Annotated in this window: 27 protein-coding genes; 7 read left to right on the forward strand and 20 right to left on the reverse strand. The window is 63.1% G+C overall.

The window, feature by feature from the left end:
* Nucleotides 1–21 precede the first annotated feature (21 nt).
* Nucleotides 22–1,311: an alpha/beta fold hydrolase gene (locus tag KBX17_RS08215; RefSeq protein ID WP_256019331.1), complete on the reverse strand. Its 1,290-nt coding sequence runs from the start codon at nucleotides 1,309–1,311 to the stop codon at nucleotides 22–24.
* A 128-nt stretch (nucleotides 1,312–1,439) separates the two neighbouring features.
* Between KBX17_RS08215 and KBX17_RS08220 the strand changes: the two genes are divergently transcribed.
* Nucleotides 1,440–3,362, forward strand: coding sequence for a BCCT family transporter (locus KBX17_RS08220; RefSeq protein WP_256003205.1), 1,923 nt, complete (start codon nucleotides 1,440–1,442; stop codon nucleotides 3,360–3,362).
* Between the two features lie 6 nt (nucleotides 3,363–3,368).
* A complete protein-coding gene (locus KBX17_RS08225; RefSeq protein ID WP_256003077.1) occupies nucleotides 3,369–4,472 on the forward strand; it encodes a CPBP family intramembrane glutamic endopeptidase in 1,104 nt (367 codons plus the stop codon).
* On the opposite strand, the gene thpR is transcribed toward KBX17_RS08225, so the two are convergent.
* Together thpR and lepA are read right to left on the reverse strand one after the other, a co-directional pair.
* Nucleotides 4,463–4,993 carry an RNA 2',3'-cyclic phosphodiesterase gene (gene thpR / locus KBX17_RS08230; RefSeq protein WP_005289244.1) on the reverse strand — a complete coding sequence of 177 codons (531 nt, stop codon included), beginning with the start codon at nucleotides 4,991–4,993 and terminating at the stop codon, nucleotides 4,463–4,465. The genes KBX17_RS08225 and thpR overlap by 10 nt on opposite strands.
* Nucleotides 4,993–6,864, reverse strand: coding sequence for a translation elongation factor 4 (gene lepA, locus KBX17_RS08235; RefSeq protein WP_005289240.1), 1,872 nt, complete (start codon nucleotides 6,862–6,864; stop codon nucleotides 4,993–4,995). Before lepA ends, thpR begins: the two co-directional genes overlap by 1 nt.
* 135 nt (nucleotides 6,865–6,999) lie before the next feature.
* On the opposite strand from lepA, the gene KBX17_RS08240 reads away from it, so the two are divergent.
* The 3 genes from KBX17_RS08240 to KBX17_RS08250 all read left to right on the forward strand — a co-directional run bounded on the left by KBX17_RS08240 (nucleotide 7,000) and on the right by KBX17_RS08250 (nucleotide 9,046).
* On the forward strand, nucleotides 7,000–7,554 hold the full coding sequence (locus KBX17_RS08240) for a type II toxin-antitoxin system PemK/MazF family toxin (protein WP_005289238.1): 555 nt from the start codon (nucleotides 7,000–7,002) through the stop codon (nucleotides 7,552–7,554).
* Between the two features lie 166 nt (nucleotides 7,555–7,720).
* Entirely contained in the window at nucleotides 7,721–7,984 is a 264-nt protein-coding gene (gene rpsT / locus KBX17_RS08245; RefSeq protein ID WP_005289234.1) for a 30S ribosomal protein S20, read from the forward strand.
* Nucleotides 7,985–8,107: 123 nt separating this feature from the next.
* On the forward strand, nucleotides 8,108–9,046 hold the full coding sequence (locus KBX17_RS08250) for a PHB depolymerase family esterase (RefSeq protein WP_255995541.1): 939 nt from the start codon (nucleotides 8,108–8,110) through the stop codon (nucleotides 9,044–9,046).
* Here KBX17_RS08250 and KBX17_RS08255 read toward each other — a convergent pair.
* From KBX17_RS08255 to rplU, 16 genes are all read right to left on the reverse strand, one after another.
* The gene (locus KBX17_RS08255) at nucleotides 9,043–9,681 is read right to left on the reverse strand and encodes a LysE family translocator (protein WP_256019333.1); all 639 of its coding nucleotides are present in this window, start codon (nucleotides 9,679–9,681) and stop codon (nucleotides 9,043–9,045) included. The two genes, KBX17_RS08250 and KBX17_RS08255, sit on opposite strands and share 4 nt — an antisense overlap.
* Complete coding sequence (locus KBX17_RS08260; RefSeq protein WP_050748870.1) at nucleotides 9,678–10,010, reverse strand: ankyrin repeat domain-containing protein; 333 nt, start codon at nucleotides 10,008–10,010, stop codon at nucleotides 9,678–9,680. The genes KBX17_RS08255 and KBX17_RS08260 overlap by 4 nt, the downstream gene beginning before the upstream one ends.
* 83 nt (nucleotides 10,011–10,093) lie before the next feature.
* The gene (gene holA / locus KBX17_RS08265) at nucleotides 10,094–11,050 is read right to left on the reverse strand and encodes a DNA polymerase III subunit delta (protein ID WP_256003089.1); all 957 of its coding nucleotides are present in this window, start codon (nucleotides 11,048–11,050) and stop codon (nucleotides 10,094–10,096) included.
* Nucleotides 11,047–12,654, reverse strand: coding sequence for a ComEC/Rec2 family competence protein (locus tag KBX17_RS08270; protein ID WP_256019335.1), 1,608 nt, complete (start codon nucleotides 12,652–12,654; stop codon nucleotides 11,047–11,049). The genes holA and KBX17_RS08270 overlap by 4 nt, the downstream gene beginning before the upstream one ends.
* Nucleotides 12,655–12,683: 29 nt before the next feature.
* On the reverse strand, nucleotides 12,684–13,376 hold the full coding sequence (locus KBX17_RS08275) for a ComEA family DNA-binding protein (RefSeq protein ID WP_005289218.1): 693 nt from the start codon (nucleotides 13,374–13,376) through the stop codon (nucleotides 12,684–12,686).
* 139 nt (nucleotides 13,377–13,515) lie between these two features.
* Nucleotides 13,516–14,319 carry a DegV family protein gene (locus KBX17_RS08280; RefSeq protein WP_005289214.1) on the reverse strand — a complete coding sequence of 268 codons (804 nt, stop codon included), beginning with the start codon at nucleotides 14,317–14,319 and terminating at the stop codon, nucleotides 13,516–13,518.
* Nucleotides 14,319–15,002, reverse strand: a complete 684-nt coding sequence (locus KBX17_RS08285) for a histidine phosphatase family protein (RefSeq protein ID WP_005289212.1) — start codon at nucleotides 15,000–15,002, stop codon at nucleotides 14,319–14,321. Before KBX17_RS08285 ends, KBX17_RS08280 begins: the two co-directional genes overlap by 1 nt.
* 10 nt (nucleotides 15,003–15,012) lie before the next feature.
* Complete coding sequence (gene rsfS / locus KBX17_RS08290) at nucleotides 15,013–15,480, reverse strand: ribosome silencing factor (RefSeq protein ID WP_005289207.1); 468 nt, start codon at nucleotides 15,478–15,480, stop codon at nucleotides 15,013–15,015.
* Between the two features lie 58 nt (nucleotides 15,481–15,538).
* Nucleotides 15,539–16,231 carry a nicotinate-nucleotide adenylyltransferase gene (nadD, locus tag KBX17_RS08295; protein ID WP_005289202.1) on the reverse strand — a complete coding sequence of 231 codons (693 nt, stop codon included), beginning with the start codon at nucleotides 16,229–16,231 and terminating at the stop codon, nucleotides 15,539–15,541.
* 30 nt (nucleotides 16,232–16,261) lie between these two features.
* Nucleotides 16,262–16,774, reverse strand: a complete 513-nt coding sequence (locus KBX17_RS08300; protein ID WP_255995535.1) for a hypothetical protein — start codon at nucleotides 16,772–16,774, stop codon at nucleotides 16,262–16,264.
* Between the two features lie 209 nt (nucleotides 16,775–16,983).
* Nucleotides 16,984–18,267, reverse strand: a complete 1,284-nt coding sequence (locus KBX17_RS08305; RefSeq protein ID WP_256019337.1) for a glutamate-5-semialdehyde dehydrogenase — start codon at nucleotides 18,265–18,267, stop codon at nucleotides 16,984–16,986.
* Between the two features lie 17 nt (nucleotides 18,268–18,284).
* On the reverse strand, nucleotides 18,285–19,199 hold the full coding sequence (locus KBX17_RS08310) for a D-isomer specific 2-hydroxyacid dehydrogenase family protein (protein ID WP_256019338.1): 915 nt from the start codon (nucleotides 19,197–19,199) through the stop codon (nucleotides 18,285–18,287).
* A gap of 243 nt (nucleotides 19,200–19,442) precedes the next feature.
* Nucleotides 19,443–20,555, reverse strand: a complete 1,113-nt coding sequence (proB, locus tag KBX17_RS08315; RefSeq protein WP_256019340.1) for a glutamate 5-kinase — start codon at nucleotides 20,553–20,555, stop codon at nucleotides 19,443–19,445.
* Nucleotides 20,556–22,076, reverse strand: a complete 1,521-nt coding sequence (obgE, locus tag KBX17_RS08320; protein ID WP_256019342.1) for a GTPase ObgE — start codon at nucleotides 22,074–22,076, stop codon at nucleotides 20,556–20,558.
* A 108-nt stretch (nucleotides 22,077–22,184) separates the two neighbouring features.
* Complete coding sequence (rpmA, locus tag KBX17_RS08325) at nucleotides 22,185–22,535, reverse strand: 50S ribosomal protein L27 (RefSeq protein WP_005289188.1); 351 nt, start codon at nucleotides 22,533–22,535, stop codon at nucleotides 22,185–22,187.
* A 12-nt stretch (nucleotides 22,536–22,547) separates the two neighbouring features.
* The gene (gene rplU / locus KBX17_RS08330; protein ID WP_005289184.1) at nucleotides 22,548–22,853 is read right to left on the reverse strand and encodes a 50S ribosomal protein L21; all 306 of its coding nucleotides are present in this window, start codon (nucleotides 22,851–22,853) and stop codon (nucleotides 22,548–22,550) included.
* Between the two features lie 279 nt (nucleotides 22,854–23,132).
* Between rplU and KBX17_RS08335 the strand changes: the two genes are divergently transcribed.
* Nucleotides 23,133–23,570, forward strand: coding sequence for a hypothetical protein (locus KBX17_RS08335; RefSeq protein ID WP_040423546.1), 438 nt, complete (start codon nucleotides 23,133–23,135; stop codon nucleotides 23,568–23,570).
* Nucleotides 23,571–23,579: 9 nt separating this feature from the next.
* The gene (locus KBX17_RS08340) at nucleotides 23,580–24,119 is read left to right on the forward strand and encodes a sigma-70 family RNA polymerase sigma factor (RefSeq protein ID WP_256019343.1); all 540 of its coding nucleotides are present in this window, start codon (nucleotides 23,580–23,582) and stop codon (nucleotides 24,117–24,119) included.
* On the opposite strand, the gene KBX17_RS08345 is transcribed toward KBX17_RS08340, so the two are convergent.
* Nucleotides 24,112–26,202 (reverse strand): Hsp70 family protein, encoded by a 2,091-nt coding sequence (locus tag KBX17_RS08345; protein ID WP_256019345.1) that lies wholly within the window; start codon nucleotides 26,200–26,202, stop codon nucleotides 24,112–24,114. The genes KBX17_RS08340 and KBX17_RS08345 overlap by 8 nt on opposite strands.
* Nucleotides 26,203–26,206: the final 4 nt, after the last annotated feature.

Genomic DNA, 26,206 nt, shown 5'->3' on the forward strand with positions numbered 1-26,206 from the left:
ATGGTGTCCATGCCGGATAGTTTAACCCTGCGAAGCACCCTCGCCGTGCATTGCGTCATAAATCCCACGGAACAGTTCTGCGCCGTGGGCATAGATCGCGTCATGGGCCCAATCGGGGTGCGACCAGACCTTCATGTTCCCAATCTTCGCTGCGTTCTCGCAGGCCATCTCGAAGGGAATGAACATATCTTGCTCGTATAGAGCAACTACTGCCGGGACCTCGTTGACGTAGAGCTGCTCCTCGTTGAACACCCGGGAGAAGTCCGTCTTCTGCGCGAGCTTGTGCACCTCTTCGCGGAACGGGATCAGTGCCGGATCTTCGTCGAAGTGGTGTTTGAAGAAGTAGTTGCCCAGCAGGTAGTACGGCTCGTCCAGGTTCGTCGGGTCTGCGTCAAGCCGAAAGCCCGGCCGTCCGGCCATCGTGCGTTCCGCCGCCCAGTTCGGCGCCTGCCCCGGCCCGCCAAAGAGCGTTTCGTGCAGCACCGCCCACAGCGGGTTGCGTTCCAGCGAGACAAAGTCATTGACCATCGCCAGGAAGTCTTTGCGCAACCGCTTGTCCGCGTGACGACGGTCAAACGGCTCCTCCAACAAAATCGCCAACGAATGAAAACCCTGCTCCTCGCCGAGCGCAACACCTACGAAACGGAAACGGTTCGCGGTGAGCCGCTCACCCGTGGGCAGGAATTCCTCGACGTTGTTCAAATGGTCGCAGATCTCCCGGACGCGCTCTTGCGCATTCGGCACCGTGGCGTAGAAGTCCTCGATGCGCGCGTGGAAAAGGCCGAGTGTGACCTCGTTGTACACCTCGGGCGACCAGCCCAGCTGCGGCAGCGCCCCGGTGAGATACGCGTGGCCGATGCCGCCCGGTGCCCACGAGAGGTAACTTCCAGTGCACAGCGCGCCGAACGAGTTGCCCAGCACGTCCCACTTCGCAAACCCCAGGTGCCGGCGCAAATCCTCCGCGTCAGCGACGACATCGGGACAGCGGAGTTTGGACAAGATGCGTTCGTCGATAAGCTCCGGCGTGCCGCGGTCGATCTTGCCGGAACGACCCGTGCCGCGTTCATCCATGAGGAAGATGCGGTAGTGCTGCAACGCCTCCGGAATCCAGCCCTGCATGAAGCGCGGAGCCGGGTTGCCGGGGCCGCCTTGGAGAAACAACAGTGGCGGAAGGCTCTCTCCGTCCCCGTGCGCGTAAAGCTCGCGCGCGAACAACTCGAAGGTGCCTAACTCCGGGCGCTCGCGGTCCCACGGGACCTGAAGCGTATGTTCCCGCGTACGCGCGTTCGGGGGGATGATTGTGGAGATCATCAGATAAGTATGCCAGAACCTGGTTGAATCTTGAGCACACCTAAAACCCAGGAAGGCGATACTTCATGTCCAGCACGAGAAGCTCACGGCCCTCCGGCAGTCCCCTGCCGAAGCCGATCCGCTCGGTGATGCACCCCGACGCCAGCCTGAAGGCCCGCGACAAAGACAAGTACCCCGACGGGATGCACCCCGGTCTGATCCGCGGCATCAGCGTTGAAGAGCAGCGCTACGAATTCGGAGTGGACAAGGTCGTCTTCGGTGTCGCGGCAGCGCTCATCGTGGGGTTCATCGCGTGGGGTGTCTACAGCCCGGAATCGGTTTCGGAGACAGCAGGTGAAGCATTCGCCTGGGGCATGGAGCACGCCGGATGGCTGTTCAACATCGTGATGTTCGTCTGCGTGCTTCTCGTTGCGGTGATTGCGCTCAGCCGCATGGGCCAGATCCGTCTGGGCAAGGACGACGAGGAACCGGAGTTCGGCCGCTTCTCGTGGGTGGCCATGATGTTTGCCGCCGGCATCGGCGTGGGCATCTTCTTCTTCGGCCCGTCTGAACCGCTGCAATTCTTCCTCGATCCCCCGCCGTTGACGAACGAGGCCGGCACGGAGACCGCCATGCACCAAGCGCTCGCCCAGTCCAACTTTCACTGGGGTTTGAACCCGTGGGCGATCTACTCCCTCGTGGGCGCGGCCATCGCCTATTCCACCTACCGCCGCGGCCGCCCGCTGTTGATGTCCTCACTCTTCGCGCCGCTGATGGGCGAGTCGAAGAACGACACCATTCTTGGCCGCACCATCGACATCATGGCTGTGGCCGCCACCCTGTTCGGCACCGCGGCATCGCTCGGTATCGCCGCCCTGCAAATCGGGGAAGGTCTCGGCATTGTCACCGACCTCGAAGTGGGCAACCCGATCCTGCTGACCATCATCGGGGCCCTCACCTTGGGCTTTGTCATCTCCGCGGTCTCTGGTGTGTCCAAGGGCATCCGCATCCTGTCGAACACCAACATCACGCTGACTTTCGCGTCAATACTCTTCATCTTCCTCACCGGCCCCACCCTGTTGCTGATCAACCTGATCCCCTCGGGCACGCTGTACTACTTCCACGAGTTCTTCAACATGGCGTCGCGCTCGCTGTCCTGGGGCGAAGAGACGCTGGCGTTCCAATCCGAGTGGACTGCGTTCTACTGGGCATGGTGGATCTCCTGGGCGCCGTTCGTCGGCACGTTCCTGGCAAAAATTTCCCGCGGCCGCACCCTGCGCGAATTCATCCTCATGACCACGGCCGTGCCCACCGCCATCCTCATCCTGGCATTCAGCATCTTCGGCGGCACCGCGATTTCTTTCTCCCGCGACGGCGTCCCCGGGTTCGACGGCGAGTCCACGCCAGAACAAGTGCTTTTCTCGCTTTTCGACGCTCTTCCGCTATCCAACTTCACCCCCTACCTGCTCATCGCTATCCTGGCCGTCTTCTTCATCACCACCGCAGACTCTGCTTCCGTGGTCATGGGCACCATGTCCTCGAAGGGCGACCCGGAATCCAACAAGATGGTCTCCATCTTCTGGGGCCTGTGCATGATGGGCGTGGCCGTGGTGATGCTGCTGGCCGGCGGCGAGGATGCCCTAAGCGGCCTGCAGTCGCTGACGGTGCTGATTGCCCTGCCCTTCTCGCTGGTGGTGTTGGGCCTGTTGTTCTCCTTCGTCCGCGACCTGACCACTGATCCGCACACCATCCGTGACCGTTACGCGGAGTCCGCGTTGCAGTACGCGGTGTGGCACGGCCTTGAGGATTATGGCGACAACTTCGAGCTGGTAATCAAGGAGTCGCGCTACGGTGACGGTGCAGGCAAGGACTTTGACTCCTCCGATGACAAGTACACCAGCTGGTACGAGCGTTATGACGAAGACGGCAACCGCGTCGGCTACGACTACGAAACCGACACATGGGAAGACGGCTACACCCGCGAGGAAGTCGACGACCGAGTCGACGAGGACGACCCTGATTCCGATGTCGAATCCGAAACGGGCGAACAAACGGCAGACTCCGAACGTTAGACAGGCATGAGCTTGCCTTACCACCGGCTCGCGCGGACACACCGGCTGGGAAAGTACACGCCGTGGCACCCGTTCATCGAGCTGATCCTGCTGACAGCCTTTAGTTTCGCCTTGATGCTCGCGTTCATCCTTGTCGTCGGGTTCGCACTGGTGGCTGTCGATTATCCGCTTCCACTGAGGGGTACCTTCGAAGAACTCGACGAATCCGACCCGGCAATGAAGTTCCTGCTCTACGGCAGCCTGGCTGCGATGATCCCAGCTCCGTTTCTCGCGGCGCGCATCACGGGACGCCGCCCGCGTGCACTGTGGTCGGTGAACAACCGATTCCGGTGGGGTTTGTTCGGGCGGGCCGCGCTCGTTGTCGCGGCCTTTCACATCGTCACATCGCTCCTGGATGCCGTTTTCGCCTCCACCGGCACCTTCTTGCCCGATTTTGACGAGCGTTCCCTCATCATCCTGCTCATCGTGGCCGCCTACACCCCGTTGCAGTGCGCCGCGGAGGAGATCATCTACCGCGGGGCATTACCGCAGATCGTCGGGGCATGGATCCGCAAACCCTGGTTGGCGTACCTGCTGCCCATTCCCTTCTTCGTGTTAGCCCACGATTACGACCCTGCCGGCCTGTTCTTCGTCGCCATCTTCGCCGTCTTCGCGTCCATCCTGGTCCACCGCACCGGCGGCTTGGAGGTGGCCATCGCCTTCCACGCGGGCAACAACATCTCCGTCGAGTGGTACGCCCTGATGGGAATCGACGCCGACATCACGGAGCGCCCCTCGCTGATCTTCATTTCCGAACTGTCCACGTGGGTCCTGTTCGCCATTCTGCTCATCGTGTTCTGGAATTTCTCGCCGCCAGCCCGCGAACCCGCCCCGGCCCGGCCCCAGCCCGGTGTGCACTACCCCGCCGTTGCGCCACCTCCGTACCCGCCGCACCCTGCACTGCAAGGCCACGTTCCGCCGCACCAGATGCCGCAGCCGCAACACCCCCAACAACCGGTTCCGCAGCCCCTGCAGTATCCCCCATCGCGGAATCCTCTACCGGTGCAGTACCAGCAGCCACAGTATCCCCCGCCTGCGCAGTACCCGCCTGTGCCGCCGTACTACAGGTGAAAGCGCTCAAGGACCTCGTAGCGGGGCCCTCCGCCGCGACCTTCCCCGAGGTGGGATTGGACAAGACACAGTTCATCGCAGGTGAATTCCGGGCCGCGGTAGACAGACAATGCGCGGACGATGTCCGGGATGGCGTAAGGGTCGCGGGAGCGTTTCCCGGCCCTGCCGACCGTCATGTGCGGCCGCTGTCTCACATCCATATCCGGCAGGGCGCACTCGGCCATGAGCTCTTTGATCGGGTCGCCCCCGAGCCCCATCCACAATGTCCTCTGCTCAAACGCCCCGGCGCCGGAGACGTGCAACGTCGGCGCGGTATGGAAAGCGCTCACCTGTGCGAGGTGCTCACTAATCTGAGCTCCATCGTTCGGCTGATCGCCGTAGAACGCCAGGGTCACGTGCCAGTTGTCGGGGTCGGTCCAGCGGATCTCCTGCCGGGAGAATTTCCTGATTGGACGCAGCGCCGCAACGAGGTGCTCGCGCGCTTCCTCCGAAGGAAACAGTGCAGCGAAGAGCCGGATCACTATTCCTCGTCGGTCGACAGCGCCGCGACGAACGCTTCTTGCGGCACGGTGACCGAGCCGATGTTCTTCATGCGCTTCTTACCGGCCTTCTGCTTCTCCAGCAGCTTGCGCTTACGGGAGATGTCACCGCCGTAGCACTTGGACAAAACGTCCTTGCGCAGCGCACGGATGTTCTCGCGGGCGATGATCTTCGAGCCGATGGCGGCCTGGACGGGCACCTCGAACTGCTGGCGCGGAATGAGCTCTTTGAGCTTCTTGGTCATCTTGTTGCCGTACCACTGCGCGGAGTCGCGGTGGACAATCGCAGAGAACGCATCCACCGGCTCGCCCTGGAGGAGAATGTCGACCTTCACCAGGTCTGCTTCCTGCTCGCCGGCATCCTCGTAGTTGAGGGAGGCGTAGCCCTTCGTGCGGGACTTGAGCATGTCGAAGAAGTCGAAGATGATCTCACCGAGCGGCATGATGTAGCGCAGCTCCACACGCTCCTCGGAGAGGAACTCCATGTTCTTCATGGTGCCGCGCTTGGACTGGCACAGCTCCATCGTCGTGCCCACGAATTCCTGCGGGACGATGATGGTCATGTTGACAACGGGCTCGTAGACCTCCTGCAACTTGCCGCCGGGCCAGTCGGAGGGGTTGTGCACGAGCTGCTCGGTGCCGTCTTCCGCCACCACGCGGTAGGTCACGCTCGGCGCGGTGGAGATCAGGTCTAGGTCGAATTCGCGCTCGAGGCGGTCGCGGGTGATTTCCATGTGCAGCAGGCCCAGGAATCCGCAGCGGAAACCGAAGCCGAGGGCGACGGAGGTCTCGGGCTCCCAGGTCAAAGAAGCGTCGTTAAGCTGCAGCTTTTCCAGGCTCTCGCGCAACGTGGGGAAGTCTTCCTGGGACACGGGGAACAGCCCCGAGTAGACCATGGGCTTGACGTCTTCGAAGCCCTCGAGCGGCTCGTCGGCACCCTTGTTCGCCCAGGTGACAGTATCGCCCACACGGGTCTCGCGGACGTCTTTCACGCCGGTGATGAGGTAGCCGACCTCGCCCGGGCCGAGCCCCTTTGCCTTTTGCATGGTCGGCGAGACAATGCCGATTTCCAGGATCTCGTGCTGGACCCCGGTGTTCATCATCTTCACCTTTTGGCCGGACTCGAGCTTGCCGTCCATCATGCGGATGTAGGTGACCACACCGCGGTAGGTGTCGTAGACAGAGTCGAAAACCAGCGCGCGGGCGGGCGCGTCGGCGTCGTTAGTTTCACCGTCTTCACTCCGTGAGGACGGTGGCGGAATCAGTTCCACGACCTTATCCAGCAACTCCGGCACACCCATGCCGGTCTTTCCTGAAACGCGCAGCACCTCATCCGGTTCGCAGCCGATGATGTGGGCGATTTCCTCGGCGTACTTTTCCGGGTCAGCGGCCGGCAAGTCGATCTTGTTCAGGACCGGGATGATCTCCAGATCGTTCTCCATGGCCATGTAGAGGTTGGCCAGGGTCTGGGCTTCAATGCCTTGGGCTGCGTCGACAAGCAAAATGGCGCCCTCGCACGCATCGAGCGAACGAGAGACTTCGTAGGAAAAGTCCACGTGGCCCGGGGTATCGATCATCTGCAGGATGACCTGTTCCCCTTCGTGGGGTCCGCTGGTTGGGATCCACGGCAGGCGGACGTTCTGCGCCTTGATGGTGATGCCGCGTTCGCGCTCGATATCCATGTTGTCGAGGTATTGGTCGCGCATATCGCGCGCGTCGACAACATTGGACAGCTGCAGGATGCGGTCCGCCAACGTCGACTTGCCGTGGTCGATGTGCGCGATAATGCAGAAGTTGCGGATCTTGGACGGATCCGTGAACGTCTCCAACGCGAAATTTGTTGCCCTAGCCACGCAGGTCACCTTACCGCAGTGCCGGCAACCACAGACTCAGCGCCTACCCGGCCCGAGAGCTCTGCCACGGACACCATGATTCACCGACGCATAAATGCTTGTTCCGGAATCTGTCGGGCATTAGGCTAGGTGGCTATGAAGTTGTGGCGCCGCGAATCGGCAGATTCCGCGGACGAACGCGGCCTTCTCCGGTGGGTGAAAAACCGGGACAAACGGGATAAAGAGGCCTCGCCGCTGGATCAAGGTCTGGACTTGATCAATGAGCGCCTCGGGTACACCGAGGCGAACCAGCACCGCCGCGCAGCCCGCACCCGTGTCGTGCCCACCGGCGACATTGCCCGCAGCATTTTCTACGCTCCCGACATGGACGGCCAAGCCGAGCCCGGGGAGGTCGTGTGGTTCAACGTGCCCACCACCCCACCGAAGGAGCGCTCCATGCTCGTTGTCGGCCGCGACCGCCACGACGTGCTGGGCCTGCTCATCTCCGCCGACGAGAACCACGCTGACGAAAAAGACTGGATGCCCATCGGTTCCGGCGAGTGGAAACCCTCCGGCGAGCCGTGCTGGGTGCGCATGGATAAGACGCTGTCCATTCCGGAAACAGACCTGCGCCGTCGCGGTGCCCTATTCCCGGCGCGGCGCTTCGAGCGCGTGGCTGAGCACTTGCGCAAGCGCTTCGACTGGGCATAGCTCGTCTTCACCGTTTTGGGTGCGCGGGGGTCGCACTGCTAGGGTGTTCACGTTGTTTGCACCGTTTGCCGTTTCACGTCGGCATGGACCGCGGGCAGGACCTTGGGTTCGCGTGAGGTGCGTACAGAATCGCACAAGATCATCACAAAGCTAAGAGGTATTTTTCATGGCTAACATCAAGCAGCAGAAGAAGCGCGTTCTCACCAACGAGAAGCGCCGCCAGCGCAACAAGGCAGTCCGTTCCGCAGTGCGCACCGAGATCCGCAAGTTCAACGAGACTGTTGAGGCCGGCGACAAGGCAGGCGCTGAAGAGCAGCTGCGTGTTGCTTCCCGCAAGCTGGACAAGGCAGTGTCCAAGGGTGTCTTCCACCGCAACAACGCTGCCAACAAGAAGTCCAACATGGCTCGCGCCCTGAACAAGCTCGGTTAAGCTCCGGCTGCGTTCACCGCTTACCCGCCCTCCGCAACTGCGGTGGGCGGGTTTTTGCTGAAAGTTTGATGAATTCGCGGGGGTTAAAGTGACAGCCCGGGGGCCCCGTCGTATGATCCCCTCATGAATTTTAAACGACGGGGTGCAGCAGCACTCATGGCGGCTGCACTCAGCGTCGCAGCAGGGGTGCCCGCAGCGGGTGCGCAAAGCTCTTCGGACATCCCTAACCTGTCCTCCCAGACGAACCTGAACCAGCTGACGCAGATGTCTTCTGACCTGTTGGATTTCCTGCCCAAGGCGGGTGCCGGGGCCGGCTCGCAGACGATCAAGCGCACCGTCCAGGTGGGGGGAATGCAGCGCCACTACACCGTGGTCGTTCCCCAGGGATACAACCCGGGCCAGGCTTACCCCGTCATCATCGGTTTCGGCGGATGGCAGCACAGCGCCGACCAGGCCCGCGGCTATGAGAAGTTCGAGTCTGCGGCCGGCAGCCGCGCCATCATCGTCTACGCCCAGGGCGTCAACAACGCCTGGGGCGGTGCACCGTACGCCAACACGTCCGTGAATACCGACGTCACTTACACCCGCGCGGTGGTCAACGACCTGGCGCGCACCCACAACGTCGACCGTAGCCGTGTTTACGCGGCGGGCTTGTCTAATGGCGGCGGCATGGCGCTCGCTCTGGCGTGCCATGCCCCTGACCTGGTCGACGGCGTGGCCGGTGTCTCCGGCGCGTACTACAACCCGACGGTGACCAACTGCGCCTCGGGCCGTGTGAAAACACTCATCATGCACGCCGACAATGACGACATAGTCTCCTACAACGGCGGAAACCGCCACGGCGGGCAGTACCGCGACGTGCGCAGTGTCTTCTGGGACTTCGGCGGGAAGAACGGCTGCAACATGAACAGCGTGAACAACCGCCGGGTTGGCAACACCACTGTCTTCGACCCGCAGGGGTGCAAGGCGAAGACCCAGGTGCAGAAGGTCAGCGGCGGCGGCCACACCTGGTTCACCAACCCGAGCGCCACCCGCGAGACGGTGAACTTCTTCTTGGGCTAACCCGTTACCCCACGGATGACTAATCCGGAGCCGGCCGCGATGAAGAACGCACCGGCTCCGATGTCTATGGAGGGCCCGGCGCCGAGCAGCCTGCGTCGCACCCGTTCGGTAGACACCACGACGCTGATGAGCAGGAAAATCAGCAGTGCGGGCAGCCACAGCGCCACGATCACCGGCAGCGCCGTGCCAAGCGACGGGCTCGGCGGCAGAAGCGGGGCAATCAGCGCTGCGAGAAACAGGACGATTTTCGGGTTGGACAAGTTCGTGGCCAGCCCTGTAAAGAATGCCGCGCGAACTGATCCGAGACGATCTACGGCGTCCTGAAGATCTGCAGGCGGTTGGCCGCGGTCACGCATGCCCTGCCGCAGCATCGTTACCCCCATGAGCACAATCCAGGCTCCGCCGATGACCTGCAGCAGCACCAGCACGCGCGGAAACGCCGTCAACACCGCCGCCGCGCCAAGCACAGTGAGAGTGATCCACATCAACGCGCCCAGCGAGGTACCGAGCGATGCCGCCGCGGCGTGCTTGCGCGACCGAGTGGCCAGCCGCGTGATCAGGACGACATCCGGCCCCGGGGTGATCACCCCGGCGAGATTGAGCAGGAAGAGGACCGCGAAGTCGGCGGGATTCACCCGCCCATCAACTCCACCAAGTCGTCGCGGCCAAACATCCGAGCGGTGTCGATGGCGGAGGGGGCGCCAGCGTGCGGGTCAGCTCCAGCGTCGATAAGCACCTGCACGATCGCGTCCTCCTTCTTGAACACAACGCCTGCGAGCGGAGACTGCCCACGCGCATTTTGCTTATCGACGTCCGCCCCGCACGCAATCAACCCGCGCACCACCTCCAGCTGGCCCGCGTAGGCGGCGAGCATGAGCAAACTATTGCCATCCTGGTTGCTCAAATCCGGGTCAACGCCCTGGTTAACGTAGTCCAGCAGTGTCATGTCGCCGGTACGCGCCATGTTGAACAGGCGGGTGGCGAACTCTTGAACATCGTCTGGGATCTGCTGGTTGTCGGTCACGGTCCGCAGAATAGCACGCACCGTTAGCCGGCGAGCTGGGCGATGCGGCGCACTGCGTCCTCGATGGCGAAGTCCGGGTCACCACCCTGGCCTTTGACCTCCGCGTCGAGTTCCGCGACGATGATGACCGCCCGGCTCACCGCGTCCCCCGACCAGCCGCGGGCAATCTGCATTGTCTTCTTGGCCACATACGGGTTCATGCCGATGGTGCGCGCGACCTGGTCCGGGTTGCCGCGAGTCTGGTAGAGCTTGGCGATGTCGCCCACCTTGTGCGCCAACGCTGCCGCGATCGCTACCGGGCTTATGCCCAATTGCAGCGCGCGCCGAGTGCTCGCCAGTGCGCGGTCTGTGCGCCCGGCAACGGCTTGGTCGGCGATATCGAAGCCGGACACCTCGGCCACGCCGGTGTAGTAGGCCCGCACGTCGGCGACTGTGATCTCACTGTTGGTGCCGCTCGCGTCTTTGGTGTCGGCCACCAACTGCGCGATCGCAGAGGCGAGCTCACGTAGATCCGAGCCGACCGATTCGAGCAGCGCCCCGACGACGTCGGGGGTGGGGCGGATGCCATGGCTGCGGAATTCATTCATCACCCAACCTTGGCGGTCGCGCTGATTCAGCGAGTCCGCAGCGTGGACTTCCGCCGCCTTGCGGAACTTCTGCACGTAGGACTTATTACGCCCCTTGCCGCTGTGCACGATGATCAATGTCATGCCCGGCGCGGGATCCACGGCCGCTTGGAGTAACAGCTCGGTGGGCTCTTTGCCGGCGAGGTCGGTGTCTTTGATGACTACGACGCGCTCTTCGGCGAACAACGAGGGGCTGGTCGCCTGCAGCAACTCACCCTCGGTGACGTCCCCGGCGCGCAGAGTGGTCACCTCGGCGGCTGGGCTGACCTGGGCGATGATGTTCTGCGTCGCGCGCTCAGCGAGGAAGTCATCCTCGCCGACGACGAAGTGGACCGGGTGGAGCATGACCGTCATTGTATGCCCTCCCGTCCTGTGTAGATGACCGGAATGCCGCTGCGGGTGAACACCGGCCGTGACTGTTGGCCAGCTTCCCGATCAAGCACGACCACCAATGTCGTGCCGGGTGGAACCGGCTCCACGTCCTCTTCTGTGTTCACGACATGTGCCTGTTCTGCGTCAACATCCCCTGGATCGTGCCACCCCGGGGAGTTCGTGGTTCCTCCGGCTACTGCGATGGTGAGAACTACCGCCCCGCACGCCACGGTCAGTCTCGGCCGCCTGGCCCAAAAGCCCGCGATGATCCATCCGTAACACACAACCACCACCAGTGGCGCGGCGCGGGCAGTCGCGCCCGGTAGCCCCGCACCGATCTCAGCCACGGTGCGGATCCACCCCGCCATCGGCGCTACGAACCACAGCACCGGTGCCGCGAGGGCAGAATGAATCTGCGCAAGGATCGCTGCCGCCATGCCCAGCACCGTCACCGCCCCCGTGACGGGGCTGACCACAACGTTGGCTATCACAGACACCACAGAGACCCGCCCCACCATCCCCGCGATGATTGGGGCGGTAGCCAGATCGGCTGCCAACGCTACCGATAGTGCCCGGTTGAGAATGTCCGGCCATCCAAGGGGTGCGAGCATCCGGTAGAACAGCGGTGACACCGCGACGATGCCGGCTGTCGCCGCCACCGATAACGCGAAGGCGAAGTCCACGGCGAGATCCGAGTCGACCAATACCAGGCCGATGACGGACAGGCACAGTGCGTGGATGGGCTCGGCCCGGGTTGAACTAATGACCGCCACAAACCCGACCAGGCCCGACACGGACGCCCGCAGCACGCTCGGCTCCGGTCCGACCAGTCCCGCGTAGACGAGCAGCGCACACCCAGCGGCGACGAGCTGCACGCGCAAACCCGCCCGCATCATCCGTGCCGCCAATAAAGCCGATGTAGCGACGTACATGCAGTTCGCTCCGCTCACCGCGCTCAAGTGGCTCAAGCCCGTGTCGACATACGCTTGCTGCTCTGTGGCGGATTGCAGTGAGACATCTCCGAGAACCATGCCGGGGATGAGGCCTTGGGCATGCTCGCCTACAGCGTTCTCGACAGCGACCGCGAACTTTTCCCGCACGTCCCCCGCCCAGGCGGCGAACCCCGTTGGTGGCCCGAGCGCGGCCACGTCCCCGTTGATGACAACCGTCCCCACCCCGGGTCGGCTGCTCTCCCCCACCTGGCCCGACACCTCCACAAGGGATCCAGCAGCAGCGCCATCCGGTACCGTCTCCGTGAACACCGGAATCGCCGCGGGATACCCGTTCACGGACAGCTTCACCAGCCAGCCTCCGCCGGTCACTTCCCGTGGTGTGCCGCTGATGGTCCCGACGACAGTGTGCCCGATCTCATACGCCTGCGCTGCGACAATCCGCGCCCATGTCACCGCCAGCGCGCAGGCGCCTAACCCAGCAGTGAGCATGGCATGCCCCGGTTGTCGAAGCGCGAGAGCTGCCAGTGCGATGGCAACCACGAGAAGCGCTCCAGGCTGGATCCCGAACATAATGGCCACGAGAGTCACGGCCCACACGGTCGCGGCGGCGGGCACAAGACGCAGCTCGGACATTCTCCCCTCCCCCTCTTGCCCGGTTCTCGTTAGAGGGTCACTAGGTCCTTGACCGCGTCGAACTTCGCCGGGCCGATGCCCTTGACATCCATCAACTGCTCCACAGCCGTGAAAGGCCCGTTGGCTTCCCTATGAGCGACGATCGCCGCGGCAGTAGCTTCACCAACCCCGGGCAACTCAGTCAGTTCACCGGCAGAAGCGGAATTCAATGAGATCCCACCGCCTGAATCACTCCCGCTTCCGGCTCCCCCGGGGCCTCCCGCTGGGTCGCCTGCAGGCGGGAGCGGTGGGGATTCCCCGTGGGCAAGGACGTGGATTTGTTGACCGTCGACAAGCAACTGGGCCAGGTTGAGCGTCATCGTGTCCGCCTCGGGGAGCGGGGATGCCTGCTCCAGTGCATCTGCCACGCGTGCGCCGTTGTCGAGCGTGACCAACCCTGGATTCGCCACAGCCCCCACCACCGACACGACGATGGTTTCGGGACTAGCCCCCTCTTCGGTTTCGGACGCTGACCACTGCGGTTCCAAGGATTCTGCTGACGATGGCCCGTCGCGCAGCAAGAACCAGCCGATGACAAGGGCGGCCACGACAGCCACCGCTACCCCGGCCTGCCGGGGCGTGACGGTCAGGCGCGCTTCGGGGTACTCGACGCGCATGACGTCTTCTTCCCCCGTCGGCCGTGTTAGTTCTTTGAGGCGTTCAGCTGCCTTCGTCGTGGTCATGCCGCTCAAGGTATGCGCGTGTCAGTGCTACGTGAAGCCCCCATCGCTTTTCCTGTGGATAACCGTGATGACACGTCACCGAACCGCTGACGTTATCCACAAAGCCCAAGAACTCCACAGCTCTGAGGGCCCCTGAGCGCTAATCGACGGCAGGTGTGGCAAACAGGACCGTCAACCCGATCGCACCCTCACCTGTGTGCGCGGTGATCACATCGGTCATCGGGTACACCCCTACCGTGGAGCCTTCCGGAAGAGCCTCCTCGAGCGCATCGCGCAGCGCGTCGACCGCCTCCTTGTCACCGCTGTACTGGACTGCAGCCCAGACAGCCATGTCGTCAGCGCGCTGCGCCACATGACCGACGAGTTTGCTGAACGCCTTCGACTGCGTGCGCGTCTTCATAGCCAGCTCCAGCTTGCCGTCGTTCAGCCGCAGAATCGGCTTCGTGGCCAGCAGTGCCGCAGACAGGACAGCTGTGGTGGCGGAAATGCGGCCGGAGCGACGGATCTCGTCGAGCTGCGGCAGGTAAAGCCACGTCTCGGTCAAGGCGAGAGTCCCTTCGGCGGCGGCCACGCATCCGTCAAGGTCCGCGCCCGCACGGGCAAAGGCCGCGGCGATGACAGCGGCCGTCCCCACGCCCATGCCGGCCGAATTAGTGTCCACCACGCGTACGAGGTCGCCGAAGACAGCTGAGGCACTCACCGCCGCCGACCATGTCGAGGACAGACGCTTCGACAAATGCAACGCGACAATCCCGTCGTCCCCGCCACGTTCCAGCTGGCGGGCATACGCGGCAGCGAGCTCCAGGGAACTCAGCCCGGACGTGGTGTCTTCCTTGTCCTCATCGTCATTCATGACGTGCAGGTCAAGAACCGTAATATCCAGCTCGTCTGCCATGTCCTGCGGGATACCAGACGCGCTGTCAGTGACCACCCGGATAGCCATTAGCGCGCCAACCCTTGATTCCAGGCCTCCAGGTACCACTGCACGTCATCAGGGTTGACGGGAGAAACGAATCCGTCGGCAGTCTCGGCGCCCTCGAAGCGGGGCCGGGCCATCAACTGGGAGGTGTTGGTGTTGTTCAACCCTTTGAGCAGGGGGTACTGGGGGACGTCGAGGCCGAGCAGGTTGGACGTCAGCGCCGAGATCGTGCCGCCGTGGGCAACAAAAAGAACTGTGTTGCCGTCCCAGTCCTGGAAGGTGTTCATCAGATCGTCGATAAGCGGGCGCGCACGCGCCGCAACGTCGAGACGCGACTCGCCGCCCGGCGGAGCCCAGCCTGGATTGTGGCGCCATGACGCGCGGGCACCTGCGAACTCCGCGTCGACGTCGTGATGCGTCATCCCCTGCCACGACCCCAAGTGCGTCTCACGCAGGCGCGGATCCAGCTCCACGTCAATGCCGAGCTGCTCCGCGATGATCTCCGCGGTGTCGCGGGCGCGAATCAGATCAGACGAGACGATTTTGACCACCGGGTGCTCATGGTCTTTGACCCACGCCGCGGCCGCACGCGCCTGCTCAACGCCGTTCTCCGACAGCGGCGTGTCCAGCTGCCCCTGCATGCGCCCGCCGGCGTTATACGTGGTCTGGCCGTGGCGCAGCATGATCAGGCGTCGGGTGGGGGTCATGGCAGGGTTCCTACAGATCGTCGCTGGCAGGGCCCTCGCCGGCGAGCGGAAGGTCCTCAATGGATTCGAGGTTACGCACCCCCGCGTCGTCGGTGAACTGGCCGGGGCGCTGCGGCGGCTCGATGCCTTCAACCTCAATGAGCGGGCAGTCCGTGTACAGACGATCCAAACCGTAGAACTCGCGCTCTGCATCGCGCTGCACGTGCACCACGAACAAACCGTAATCCAGCAGCACCCAGCGGAACTCGCGGTTACCTTCGCGACGCTTTGGCTCGGCACCAGCTTTAGTCAGCGCATCTTCAATCTCATCGACAATCGCGGCGACCTGGCGCTCATTATCACCCGAGACGATCACGAAAACATCGGTGATGGCCAAGACATTGGAGACATCGATGACGGCGATGTCTCGGCCGAGCTTCTCATCAGCCGCCTTTGCGGCGACAACGGCAAGTTCGCGGGCAGTATCGGAAGCAGTCAAACGTTCAGGTCCTTACGTGCGGTGATGGGCAGTGTGTATTCTCCCATGTGGCGGGTAGTCATTTCCACCCGACGTACATGTTGTTCTTTGCGATGTACTGGACAACCCCGTCCGGCACCAAGTACCACACCGGGCGTCCGTCAGCGGCGCGTTCACGGCAGTCGGTCGAGGAAATAGCCATCGCGGGGATCTCGATGAGATGCGTGCGCTCCTGGTGCACCTCCGGCAGCATGTCCTCCGCCAACTCGTATCCGGGGCGGGTGACGCCGACGAACTCGGCGAGGTCGAACATTTGCTCCCAGTCACGCCACGACATGATGGAGGCCAACGCGTCAGCTCCCGTGATGAAGAACAAGTCATCCCCCGGGTAGAGCTGGGCCATATCGCGCAGCGTATCGACGGTGTATGTCGGCCCCGGCCGATCCACATCCACACGGGAGACGTGGAAGCGGGGGTTCGACGCAGTCGCAATGACCGTCATCAAGTATCGGTCCTCCGCGTCGGAGACATTCCTGTCAGCCTTCTGCCACGGCTCACCCGTGGGCACGAACACCACTTCTTCTAAGTCGAAGATGTCGGCGACTTCGCTAGCCGCCACGAGGTGGCCGTTATGGATCGGATCGAAGGTCCCGCCCATGATGCCAATCCGGCGTGGGCCAGAAACACCACTCCCACCACCCGAGCCAGAGTTGCTTGCCTCTGGGCTGTCGTGGTGGTGGGAGTTCTCGGTGGGAAAGGCTTCTGAATTCATTGAGGCCAATCTAACCAGAATCTGCGCAGGTTAAAGCTTCCGGTAGGGTTCTAAGGTGCCGTCCGGCATATCGTACATCTTGAACGAGGCAGTGGGGAACATCGCTTTGAATACTGCCATCATGCCGCCGAAGACAAGCAACATTGAGGCCACAGCCGAAACCACAATCGGTGCCGGATCCGGCGCTGGAGTCACTGTTGTGGTCGGCGCGGGACTCGGCAGAGGTGCATTGCCGTCGGGCTTAACGGGCGTTGTCTGTTCTGGGGGGAGCTCAGCTGGGACGTACTTGTCGTCAACGAGTGCAACTACTTTCGCACCCCCATCAATAAGCAGAATCGGCGGAGGACCCTTTTCCGGATCCAGCTGAGAAGCCTTAGTCGGAGATGACGGGGACGAGCTCGTGGCCGTCTGAGCGGCGTTAGACGGGGCTGAGGAGGTGTCCTTCGGCTTCTCCGCAGCCTCCTCGGCGTGCGCAACCGTGATCAAAGACACGCTCGTTGCTAACGCAACTGTCGCCACAGCGAGCTTACGTGCAGGTCGCATGCTATTTTCCTTCTACTCAGGGGGGGTGATTAGGGATAACCAAGTGCGGTAAACCTACCGATATCTTACTCGATCAACCCAAGATCCGAAACGGCCTGAAATTAAATTGCCCCATTGGGACGGGCTGATGCAGTAACGGCCGTGGTTACCGCCCCCTGCGGCCTTGCGAAGCACGTCGCGCCGTTACCCCCGCGGGGGCAAAGCTCCAGTCAGGGTCGCGTGTGCCCGGCCCCCTCGAGGATCCACTTTGTGCTGGTCAGCTCTGGTAACGCCATCGGTCCGCGGGCGTGCAGCTTCTGGGTGGAGATTCCAATTTCTGCCCCCATTCCGTATTGCTCCCCGTCAGTGAACGCGGTGGACGCGTTGAGCATGACGACCGCTGCATCCACCTCCGCAGCGAACTTCTGCAACGTGATCGCATTCAGAGACGCGATGGCTTCGGTGTGCATCGTCGAAAAGCGCGCGATGTGCTCGATCGCACCGTCGACACCGTCGACAATCTGCACGGCAATATCCATGGAGAGGTACTCCTCGGCCCAGTCCACGTCCGTCGCCGGAGCAATGTCGCGCGCACCAAGCGCCGAGAGCTTATCGACGTCTCCGTGCACCCTCACCCCAGCCTCCTGCAGCGCAGTAATGATGCGGAGTTGGTCGGTAGCGGGCAAGGCAGCGTCGATAAGCGCCGTCTCTGTGGCATTGCACACCGAAACACGCCGCGTCTTGCCGTTGAGCAGCATCTCGATGGCGGAATCCAGATCCGCGTCGCGGTCGATGTAGAAGTGGCAGTTGCCGGTGCCGGTCTCAATGGCAGGGACAGTCGCATTCGTCACCACAGCTTCGATGAGCCGAGCGCCACCGCGGGGAATGACCACGTCGACCAGTCCGCGAGCGGTGATGAGGTCCTGAACCGAATCGTGCGTATCGCACGGCAAAAGCTGAACGATCTCACGCGGCAAGCCGCGGGATGCCGCGACGTCCTGGAGGATGCCGACCAGTGCGGCGTTAGACTGGCGCGCCGACTTCGACCCGCGCAGCAGCGCCACATTCCCGGATTTCAGCGCCAAGCCGAAGGCATCGACAGTGACGTTGGGACGCGCCTCATACACCACGCCCATCACACCGAGCGGCACGCGGACCTGTTTCATCCTGATGTCGTTGGGCATGGTGCCGCCGCGCAGTACCTCCCCCACCGGATCTTCTAATCCCGCCACCTGGCGCAGGCCGCCGGCGATGCCTTCAATGCGTTCCGCGCTCAGGGCCAGCCGGTCGATGAGTGCCTCATCCAAGCCCGCCTCGCGGCCTGCTTCGATGTCGCGCTGGTTCGCCGCGAGAATGTCGTCGGTGCGCGCAATCAACTCGTCGGCCGCGGCGTGGAGCAGCGCGTCCTTCTCCGGCGTGGGCAACGTGGCCAGCCTGGGTGCGACGGCCTTCGCGGCGCGGGCTTTCGCGAGGACATCATCGCGCTCGGCGGCGCGCTCAGGCGTAATAGTCATGCTGACCAAGACTAGCGCTAGTACCCAGCCTCCACGTCGACTTCGGTCGGCATCTCGTCACCGCGTTCGAGCGCTTCCCAGTTGGACAATGTCAACCCACCGATGCGCTCCTTGCCCACGCGCGGAATATTCGCCACATGTGGCGTGATCAGGCAGTGGTCCAGCTCCCACAGCGGGTGATCGGCCGGCAGCGGTTCCGGGTCAGTGACATCCAGCGCCGCGCCGCCAATCCTGCCGTTTTGTAGTGCTTGCACAAGGTCATCGGTGACCACGAGCGGCCCACGGCCCACGTTCACCAGCACAGCGGTGTCCTTCATGTGCGCCAACACGTCAGCGTCCACCATGCCGCGGGTGTCTTTCGTCAGCGGGGCGAGCAGAACCACTACGTCAGCGCGGCCCCACTCTTCGCCAGCATCGGCCATGGCGATAGTCTCGTCGGCGCCGTCAACAGGACGGCCGGAGCGGTTCACTGCAACCACATGCGGGCGGAATGGACAGAGGAATTCAATGAGCTTCTTACCGATTCCACCGGCACCAATGACCGCCACTGTCATGTCCTCGATAAGGTAACGCGTCTCGTAGGCGATGTCGCGAGTGGTCGACCCGTCTGGTTTCACGCGCGGGAACTGGTGCAAGATGCCCAGGATAAGCGCGAGGGTGGTTTCGGCGACCGTATCGTCATACAGCCCCGCGGCATTGGCCCAGCGCACACCAGAATTGCGCATCACCCCGGCCTCATCGAGGGCATCAACACCCGCCCACGCGAACTGCACGAACTGAACACTCTCCGGCAGCTGCTCCGGGAAACCGTCCGCTCCCCCGTGATAGACGAGCACGTCCGGATCGGCATCGATATCGACGTGCTCGTGGCCGGCACCCTCGAGCTCGGCAACGGCACGGGGCCACGGTTTCGGCAGCATAGCGAACTTCATGGTTTCGAGCCTATAAGAGTTTTGAAGTGCGGGAGGCACGGTGGCTCGTGAGCTACTGATAGATGCGGGCGGTCAGGTTACGGGCGCACCTACATTTTGATTATCGCCTTTTGACCCCACCGCTCGAATCTGACCTGCGGAAACGCTGCGCCAGCGCAGCGAAAGGCGATATTAAAAACTAATGCCCCCTTCACCGCCCATTCGTGTATCGGCAGTGGTGATTTACCGTCAGAACGAACCTGCCTACAGACGCGACGCGTAGTTGGACAGATAGTCCGCGTGAACAACAGCCCGGCGCTGGTGCGCAGGCAGCTCGTCAGTGTGCTTGCCCAGCATCGTTTGCAGCTCGGCAGCACCGTAGGCGACTTCACCACGGCCAATTGCCTGTCCGTCGGGCCCGAGAATCTCCACGATGTTCCCGGCGTGGAACTCGCCTTCGACACCGGTGATGCCGACAGCGAGCAACGACGTTCCGCCACGTGTGACAGCTTTGACCGCGCCTTCGTCCAGGCGCAGGATGCCCTCGGCGTCAGCGGCGTAGAGTGCCCAGAACTTCCACGCGGACAGGCGCGAATCGGGCCGGGTGTGGAACACGGTCCCTACCTGGGCATCGCTCAGCGCCTCTTCGATCTTCTCCGCGGAGGTGAGCAGAACCGGAACTCCCCCACGAGTAGCTAAGCGGGCTGCCGAGACCTTCGAGGCCATGCCGCCGGTGCCAAAGCGCCCGCCGTCTCCTGCGACGACCCCGTCTAGGTCTTTGCCGCTGCGAACCTCATCGATGAAGTTCGGGGCTGGGTCGGCGGGGTTGCGGTCGTAGAGGCCGTCGACGTCGGAAAGCAAAATCAGTGCGTCGGCGGAAATCAGCGTGGCCACGATCGCGGAGAGCCGGTCATTGTCGCCGAAGCGCATTTCCGACGTCGCCACCGTGTCGTTCTCATTCACAATCGGCACCGACCCCAGCTGCCGCAGCCGGTCGATGGTGCGCTGGGCGTTGCGGGCGCGTTCACGCACACCGGCGTCGGACTGGGTGAGCAGCACCTGGCCAACCGTCCGGCCATAGCGGGCGAACGATTGGCCCCACGACTGCGCCAAGTGGATCTGGCCGGCGGCGGCAGCGGCCTGCTTCGTCGCCAAGTCCCGCGGACGGGTTTTCAGCCCGAGCGGCGTCATTCCCGCCGCAATCGCACCCGAAGAGACAACAATAACGTCGCTGCCGCGGGCGATGCGGGATTCGATCGCATCAACAATGCGGTCAATCTTGGCTTGGGAGACGGCCGATGATTCGTCGACAAGCGAGCTCGTGCCCAGCTTGACCACGATGCGCTTGGCCGTGGCGATGTCGCGGCGAAGATTCATTTAACCCTGCCAGCGCTCGCGGTCGGCTTCACGGCGGTCGAGCAGGTCATCGCCGAAGTCGTACTCGTCGATCAGTCCACGGCGGGCCTGGGATGCGCGCTTGCGTTCGGCTGCCGACGCACGCTGCGTACCACCCAATCGCGCGTCCTGGCCACGGCCTGCGAGCGTCGGATCGCCACCGATGGACGGCTCCCAGTCGAAGGAAATGTCGCCGATGGTCACGGTGTCACCCTCGTTCGCGCCGAGCGCACGCAGCTGGTCTTCGACACCGGCCTTGTTGAGGCGGTCCGACAGGTAGCCCACAGCCTCATCGTTCTCGAAGTCGGTCTGGCGGATCCACCGGTCGACCTTCTCACCGACCACCATCCAGGCACCCGGGAACTCGGGGTCTGGGATGACGGTGATTTCGTCACGGTGGTCCACAGCGCGCGGGCGGATGACCTCACGGTGCGTCGCCGTTTCGACCTTGGGGCGGGTAGCGCGCGATTGCTTGACGACGTCCCACAGCGCCCACTTCAGCTCCTCCAGCCCCTCATGAGTAGCCGTGGAGATGGTGTAGATCGGCCAGTTGAAGCGCTCTGCGAGGTCGTCATGGAGGAACTCGGCCAGTTCGCGGGCGTCCGGAATGTCGATCTTGTTGAGGACGATGATGCGGGGGCGTTCCCGCAGGTCGCCCAGACCCGATTCGTGGCTCTCGGTCTCGATGAGTTCGGCGTAGGAATCCAACTCTGCCTCCAGCGCCTCAATGTCGGACTGCGGATCGCGGCCCGGCTCGAGCGTGGCGCAGTCAACGACGTGGACGAGCACGGCGGTGCGCTCGATGTGGCGCAGGAAGTCCAGGCCCAGGCCCTTGCCTTGGCTCGCGCCGGGGATCAGACCCGGCACATCAGCAATGGTGAAGGTGTCGTGTCCGACATCCACCACACCCAGGTTCGGTTGCAGGGTGGTGAACGGGTAATCCGCGATCTTCGGTTTCGCCGCCGACAGAGTGGAGATGAGCGAAGACTTGCCCGCCGACGGGAAGCCGACCAGGCCGACATCGGCCATGGACTTCAGTTCCAGAATGAGATCGTGGGCTTGGCCCGGCTCACCTTTGAGCGCGAACCCGGGCGCTTTGCGCTTGGCGGTCGCTAGCGCGGCGTTGCCCAGTCCGCCATAGCCGCCCTCAGCGGCGATGAAGCGCATGCCCGGCGCATTCAAGTCAGCCAGGATCTCTCCGTCCGCATCGCGCACGACGGTGCCCACCGGTACCTCGAGCACCAAGTCCTCACCGCGGGCGCCGTTGCGGTTGTCGCCCTCGCCGTTGCCGCCGCGCTTTGCCTTCAAGTGCGGGCGGTACTGGAAGTCCAAGAGGGTGTGCACCTGCGGGGACACCACCAGAATAATGTCGCCGCCGTGCCCGCCATTGCCGCCGTCGGGCCCGCCGAGCGGCTTGAACTTCTCGCGGTGCACGGAAACACAGCCGTGACCGCCGTCGCCGGCCTGCAGGTGCAGGACAGCTTGATCAACGAACTGTGCCATGGTGATGCTCCTTTCACACGGTGCTGCGTGTGTTCTCTTGTTGACATTAAGCGAAAAGCGCCGGGAAAACCCAGCTGGGTTCACCGGCGCATGACGCTCAAGCCGCGTTTAAGCGGTTGCGGAAGCGGACTTATCCTCGACGACCTCATCCTCAACAAGGTTGGCCTCGTTTGCGGCCTCGAGGACCTCGGAGGACACGCCCTCACCGTCAGCGGGGACGATGTTGACAATGCGGCGCTTGCGCTTGATGCCGAACTGGACGGAACCCTCGGTCAGAGCGAACAGTGTGTCGTCGCCGCCGCGGCCGACGTTGTCGCCCGGGTGGAACTTGGTGCCGCGCTGACGGACGAGAATCTCGCCGGCCTTGACCTGCTGGCCTCCGAAGCGCTTGACGCCGAGGCGCTTGGACTCGGAGTCACGACCGTTCGCGGAGCTGGATGCACCCTTCTTGGTTGCCATGTGTGTATCTCCCTACTTGATGCCAGTGATCTTCAGCGTGGTGTTGGGCTGGCGGTGGCCCATGCGACGCTTGTAACCGGTCTTGTTCTTGTACTTGAGAATGTCGATCTTCGGGCCCTTGCCGTGCTCCACGATCTCAGCGGAGACGCTGACCTTTGCAAGGTCATCGGCGGTGGAGGTCACGTTGGCGCCGTCGACGAGGAGAACCGGGGTGAGTGCCACAGAATCGCCAGCTTCACCCTCGATCTTCTCGACCCGAATGAGGTCGCCTTCGGCAACCTTGTGCTGCTTACCACCGGTTTTGACGATAGCGTACATAGCGGGTTACCCCTTTCTTCTACTCGTCCGGCGCCGGCATGCCACAGCACCGAATATCATGTGAGATTCTTTGAGCGTTTTGGGTTTCTACCAGGCAGCCCTGCCCGCATGCTCCAATACAGCAAGGCGCGCCCCAAAACAGCGACTGTCAAAGACTACACCGCACCCAGGACAAAAACCAAACAGCTCCGGGAACCTTTCTTGTCTTCGGAGCATTACACTGGCGGAAGACACACGCGGTTTTTCGCGCTCACCTGTTCAAGAAAGGAGGTCCCGACGATGACTGAGTCTACTGAAACCATGAATCTTCCGCCCTTCAGCTCCCTTTTCGCTGAGAGCGCCCCGTCCGAAGATGCGCTTGCGCGCATGCTCGACATCGCGGTCGACCCCGCAACACCCGAACCCGACGGCGATCTCGTTCCCGACTCCGACAGCCTCGTGCCGTACGAGGAGGAGGGCGACATCGACCTGGCGGATTTCGACGAGCCTTCGCTTGACGACGGCGCGCAAGCCCCTCCTCCGTCCGACGATGCCGGCGCAGCTGACGATGCCGACGAGATCGACTGGCCGGAGCCCGACCAGCCGGACGAGTTCGCTGACAGCTCGGCTGATTCCGGCGATCTCGGCTCCGATGATCTCGACCAGTTCGGTTCCGATGACTTCGGTTCTGACGACTTGGACGATTTCGGCGCTGACGACCCGTTGGCAGGGCTTTAAGGAGGGCGCGTGGATAGGGACACAGAAAAGCAGCTGGTCGCTCGCGCGCAAAACGGCGACGAGAAAGCATTCTCTGAACTTGTGCGCGACGCGAACCGACGCATGTGGGCGGTGGCGATGTCGGTGACGGGCAATCAGCACGACGCCGAGGACGCCATGCAGAACGCCATGATTTCCGCGTGGAAGAACATCGAACGGTTCAAGCCGGAGGCGAGGTTCTCCACGTGGCTCTACCGCATCACGTCTAACGCCGCGTTGGACATCATGCGCAAAAAGCGCGAGCTTCCCGACGATGAGGCCGGTGCGGAGGAAGCTGATAGCGCTGCCCCCATCCAGCAGCGCGTGACCACCACGATGGTGGTGCGTGAAGCTCTCGAGTCGTTGGACCCTGACTTCAAAGAAGTCCTGGTGCTGCGCGAATACGCGAGCCTGTCCTACGATGAGATCGCCGCGCACCAGGGCATTCCCGTCGCCACGGTGAAAAGCCGCCTCAACCGAGCGCGCGGCAGGCTGAAGGAGGCTCTAGTGGCCCGCGGGGTGACTACATAAACCCGTTGTTGGAGGCCCAGGTGCGTGCGCCTTCGTCGCCCTCCCGCATAAGCGTGGAGATCAAGATCTTTTCGTCCGGGTAGTAGATGATCACGTCACGGACCGGACTTCCGGAGCTATTCGTGGCGGTGCGCACTGTCGGGTTGCCGCCGGAGATTTCCGATCCTTGATCCGAGGGCAGCTTCTCCACTGCTTCGAAAGCCGTCGTGGCGTTGTCATCCCTGAAGATTGTGAGACCGAAGTTGTTGCCCTCTTGCGAACAACGGTGGTAGGTAACCGACGGATCCCAAATCCACTTGTTGTAGACAAGGCCGTCGGCTTCTTCCGCTTCCGTGTTGCACGTCTTCATGGAGTTACGGAATTGCTCAGGCAAAAAGTCGTCGGACCCGATCAGCTCGGCGACGGGGACATACTGGGATCCCGATCCAGCCGCTGCCGGCGAGGAACTCGTCTCTGCCGACGCTGATGTAGGCGCGGTTTCACTGCCCTCTGGCGCGGGCACGGAGTCGCTCACGGTCGGGGTCACTTCGCCAGCCGCCGTGGTCTCAGCGGAGTCTCCTCCGCCGCGGGTAAGCGCCCAGCCGCCGATACCGAGCAACGCAACCGCTCCGAGAGCGCCGGCCGTAAGCAGCGGGCCCTTGCTGCTCTTGTTCTTATCTGCGCTACTCGACGGGGACGTCCCCGGGGTGGGCGTTTGACCGTACGGAGTGCTGCCCTGGGTGCTACCGGATGCAACTCCAGTCGCAACGCCAGCTGCTACGCCGCCGAACTGGCCGGGCTGACCGGCCTGACCAGCTTGCGCAGTGTACTCCGGGCGCGCAGTCTGCGGCAGCTGCGCGGTTTGCGTCTGCGGAATAGGCCGAGAAGGCTGCGCTGGTTGGGCAGGCTGTGCGGGCTGGCCAATCTGGGACAGCTGACTGGACTGCACAGGACGGCTCGCGCCGGCGAACGGGTTAGAGCCCGACGCCGCTGTACGCTGTGCGCCGCCGCTCTGGGCGGGCTGGGTGAACCCGCGCATCGTGGCCACGAGTGCGCCACGGCAGACGACGGTCTTCGGGTCGTCGAGGCGCATGACGCGTCCGACCTTGCCCAGCTCGTCCTGCACATACGGGATGCGGGAGGATCCACCGGTGAGGTAGATCGGGGTGTCGGAGGAGTTGACGTCGGCCTCGCTCAGCACGGCGCTGGTCATCTCGGCTGCGCGCTGGATGGGCTGGGAGATGACCTTGTTGAACTCATCACGGGTAATCAACACATCCCTCTCCCCCGACGGCGAAGAAATGGTGACGGTTGCAGACGAGGTGTCGGAGAGCATCTCCTTCGCTTCGCGGATGTTCTCCTGCAGAGCGTTCATCACGGACGTGGGCGCGGTGCGCAAGGAATCGGCCAGGTCGGGGTCGTCGTGGTCGATCTGCTCAATGACCCAGCGGTAGACAAGGTTGTCGATCGTCCTGCCGCCGAGACTGTTGTCGCCCTTCGCGGCAACGACGCGGTAGTCGCCGTTGTGCTCCGCGCGCAGCACCGCGATGTCCAAGGTACCGCCGCCGAAGTCGAACACAGCCACGTGCTGGCCTGCGGGGACTTGCTGCTGAGCGGCATAGTGGATGGCTGCGGCGCGGGGCTCGGAGATCATGCGCAGCTTCGATGACGGAATTCCGGCGCGCTCTGCCGCATCCACCAAATTCCCCACCGCATTGTGCGACCACCGCTCCGGATGCGTCAACGTCACCGTATCCGGATCCACGCCAGCGTGCTGAGACTTCGTGCGGTCCACAATGTCGCCGATCAGCGCAGCAAAAACCAACTGCGCCTGGACATCATCACCCTCCAATTCAATCGTCTCGTGATCAATAAACCGCTTCGGGGACAGCACCAGGCGCGAAGGGTCGCGCCGCCCGGCGAGCAGCGCCGAGTCGCCGCTGACCACGTTTTTACTGTCAGAATCGACATAGATGGCCGATGGCATCAGGTTGGAGCGGTGGCTCAACGCCACAGCTTCGATCGCCCCGCCCGCCGGACTCGTGTGGGCGGCCGCCGAGTTAGAAGTACCGAAGTCAATTGCTAAATTCCACGAACCGGCCACGCCG

It is taken from the genome of Corynebacterium sp. CCUG 65737 (assembly GCF_024454115.1).
In the GTDB taxonomy this organism is placed as follows: domain Bacteria; phylum Actinomycetota; class Actinomycetes; order Mycobacteriales; family Mycobacteriaceae; genus Corynebacterium; species Corynebacterium genitalium.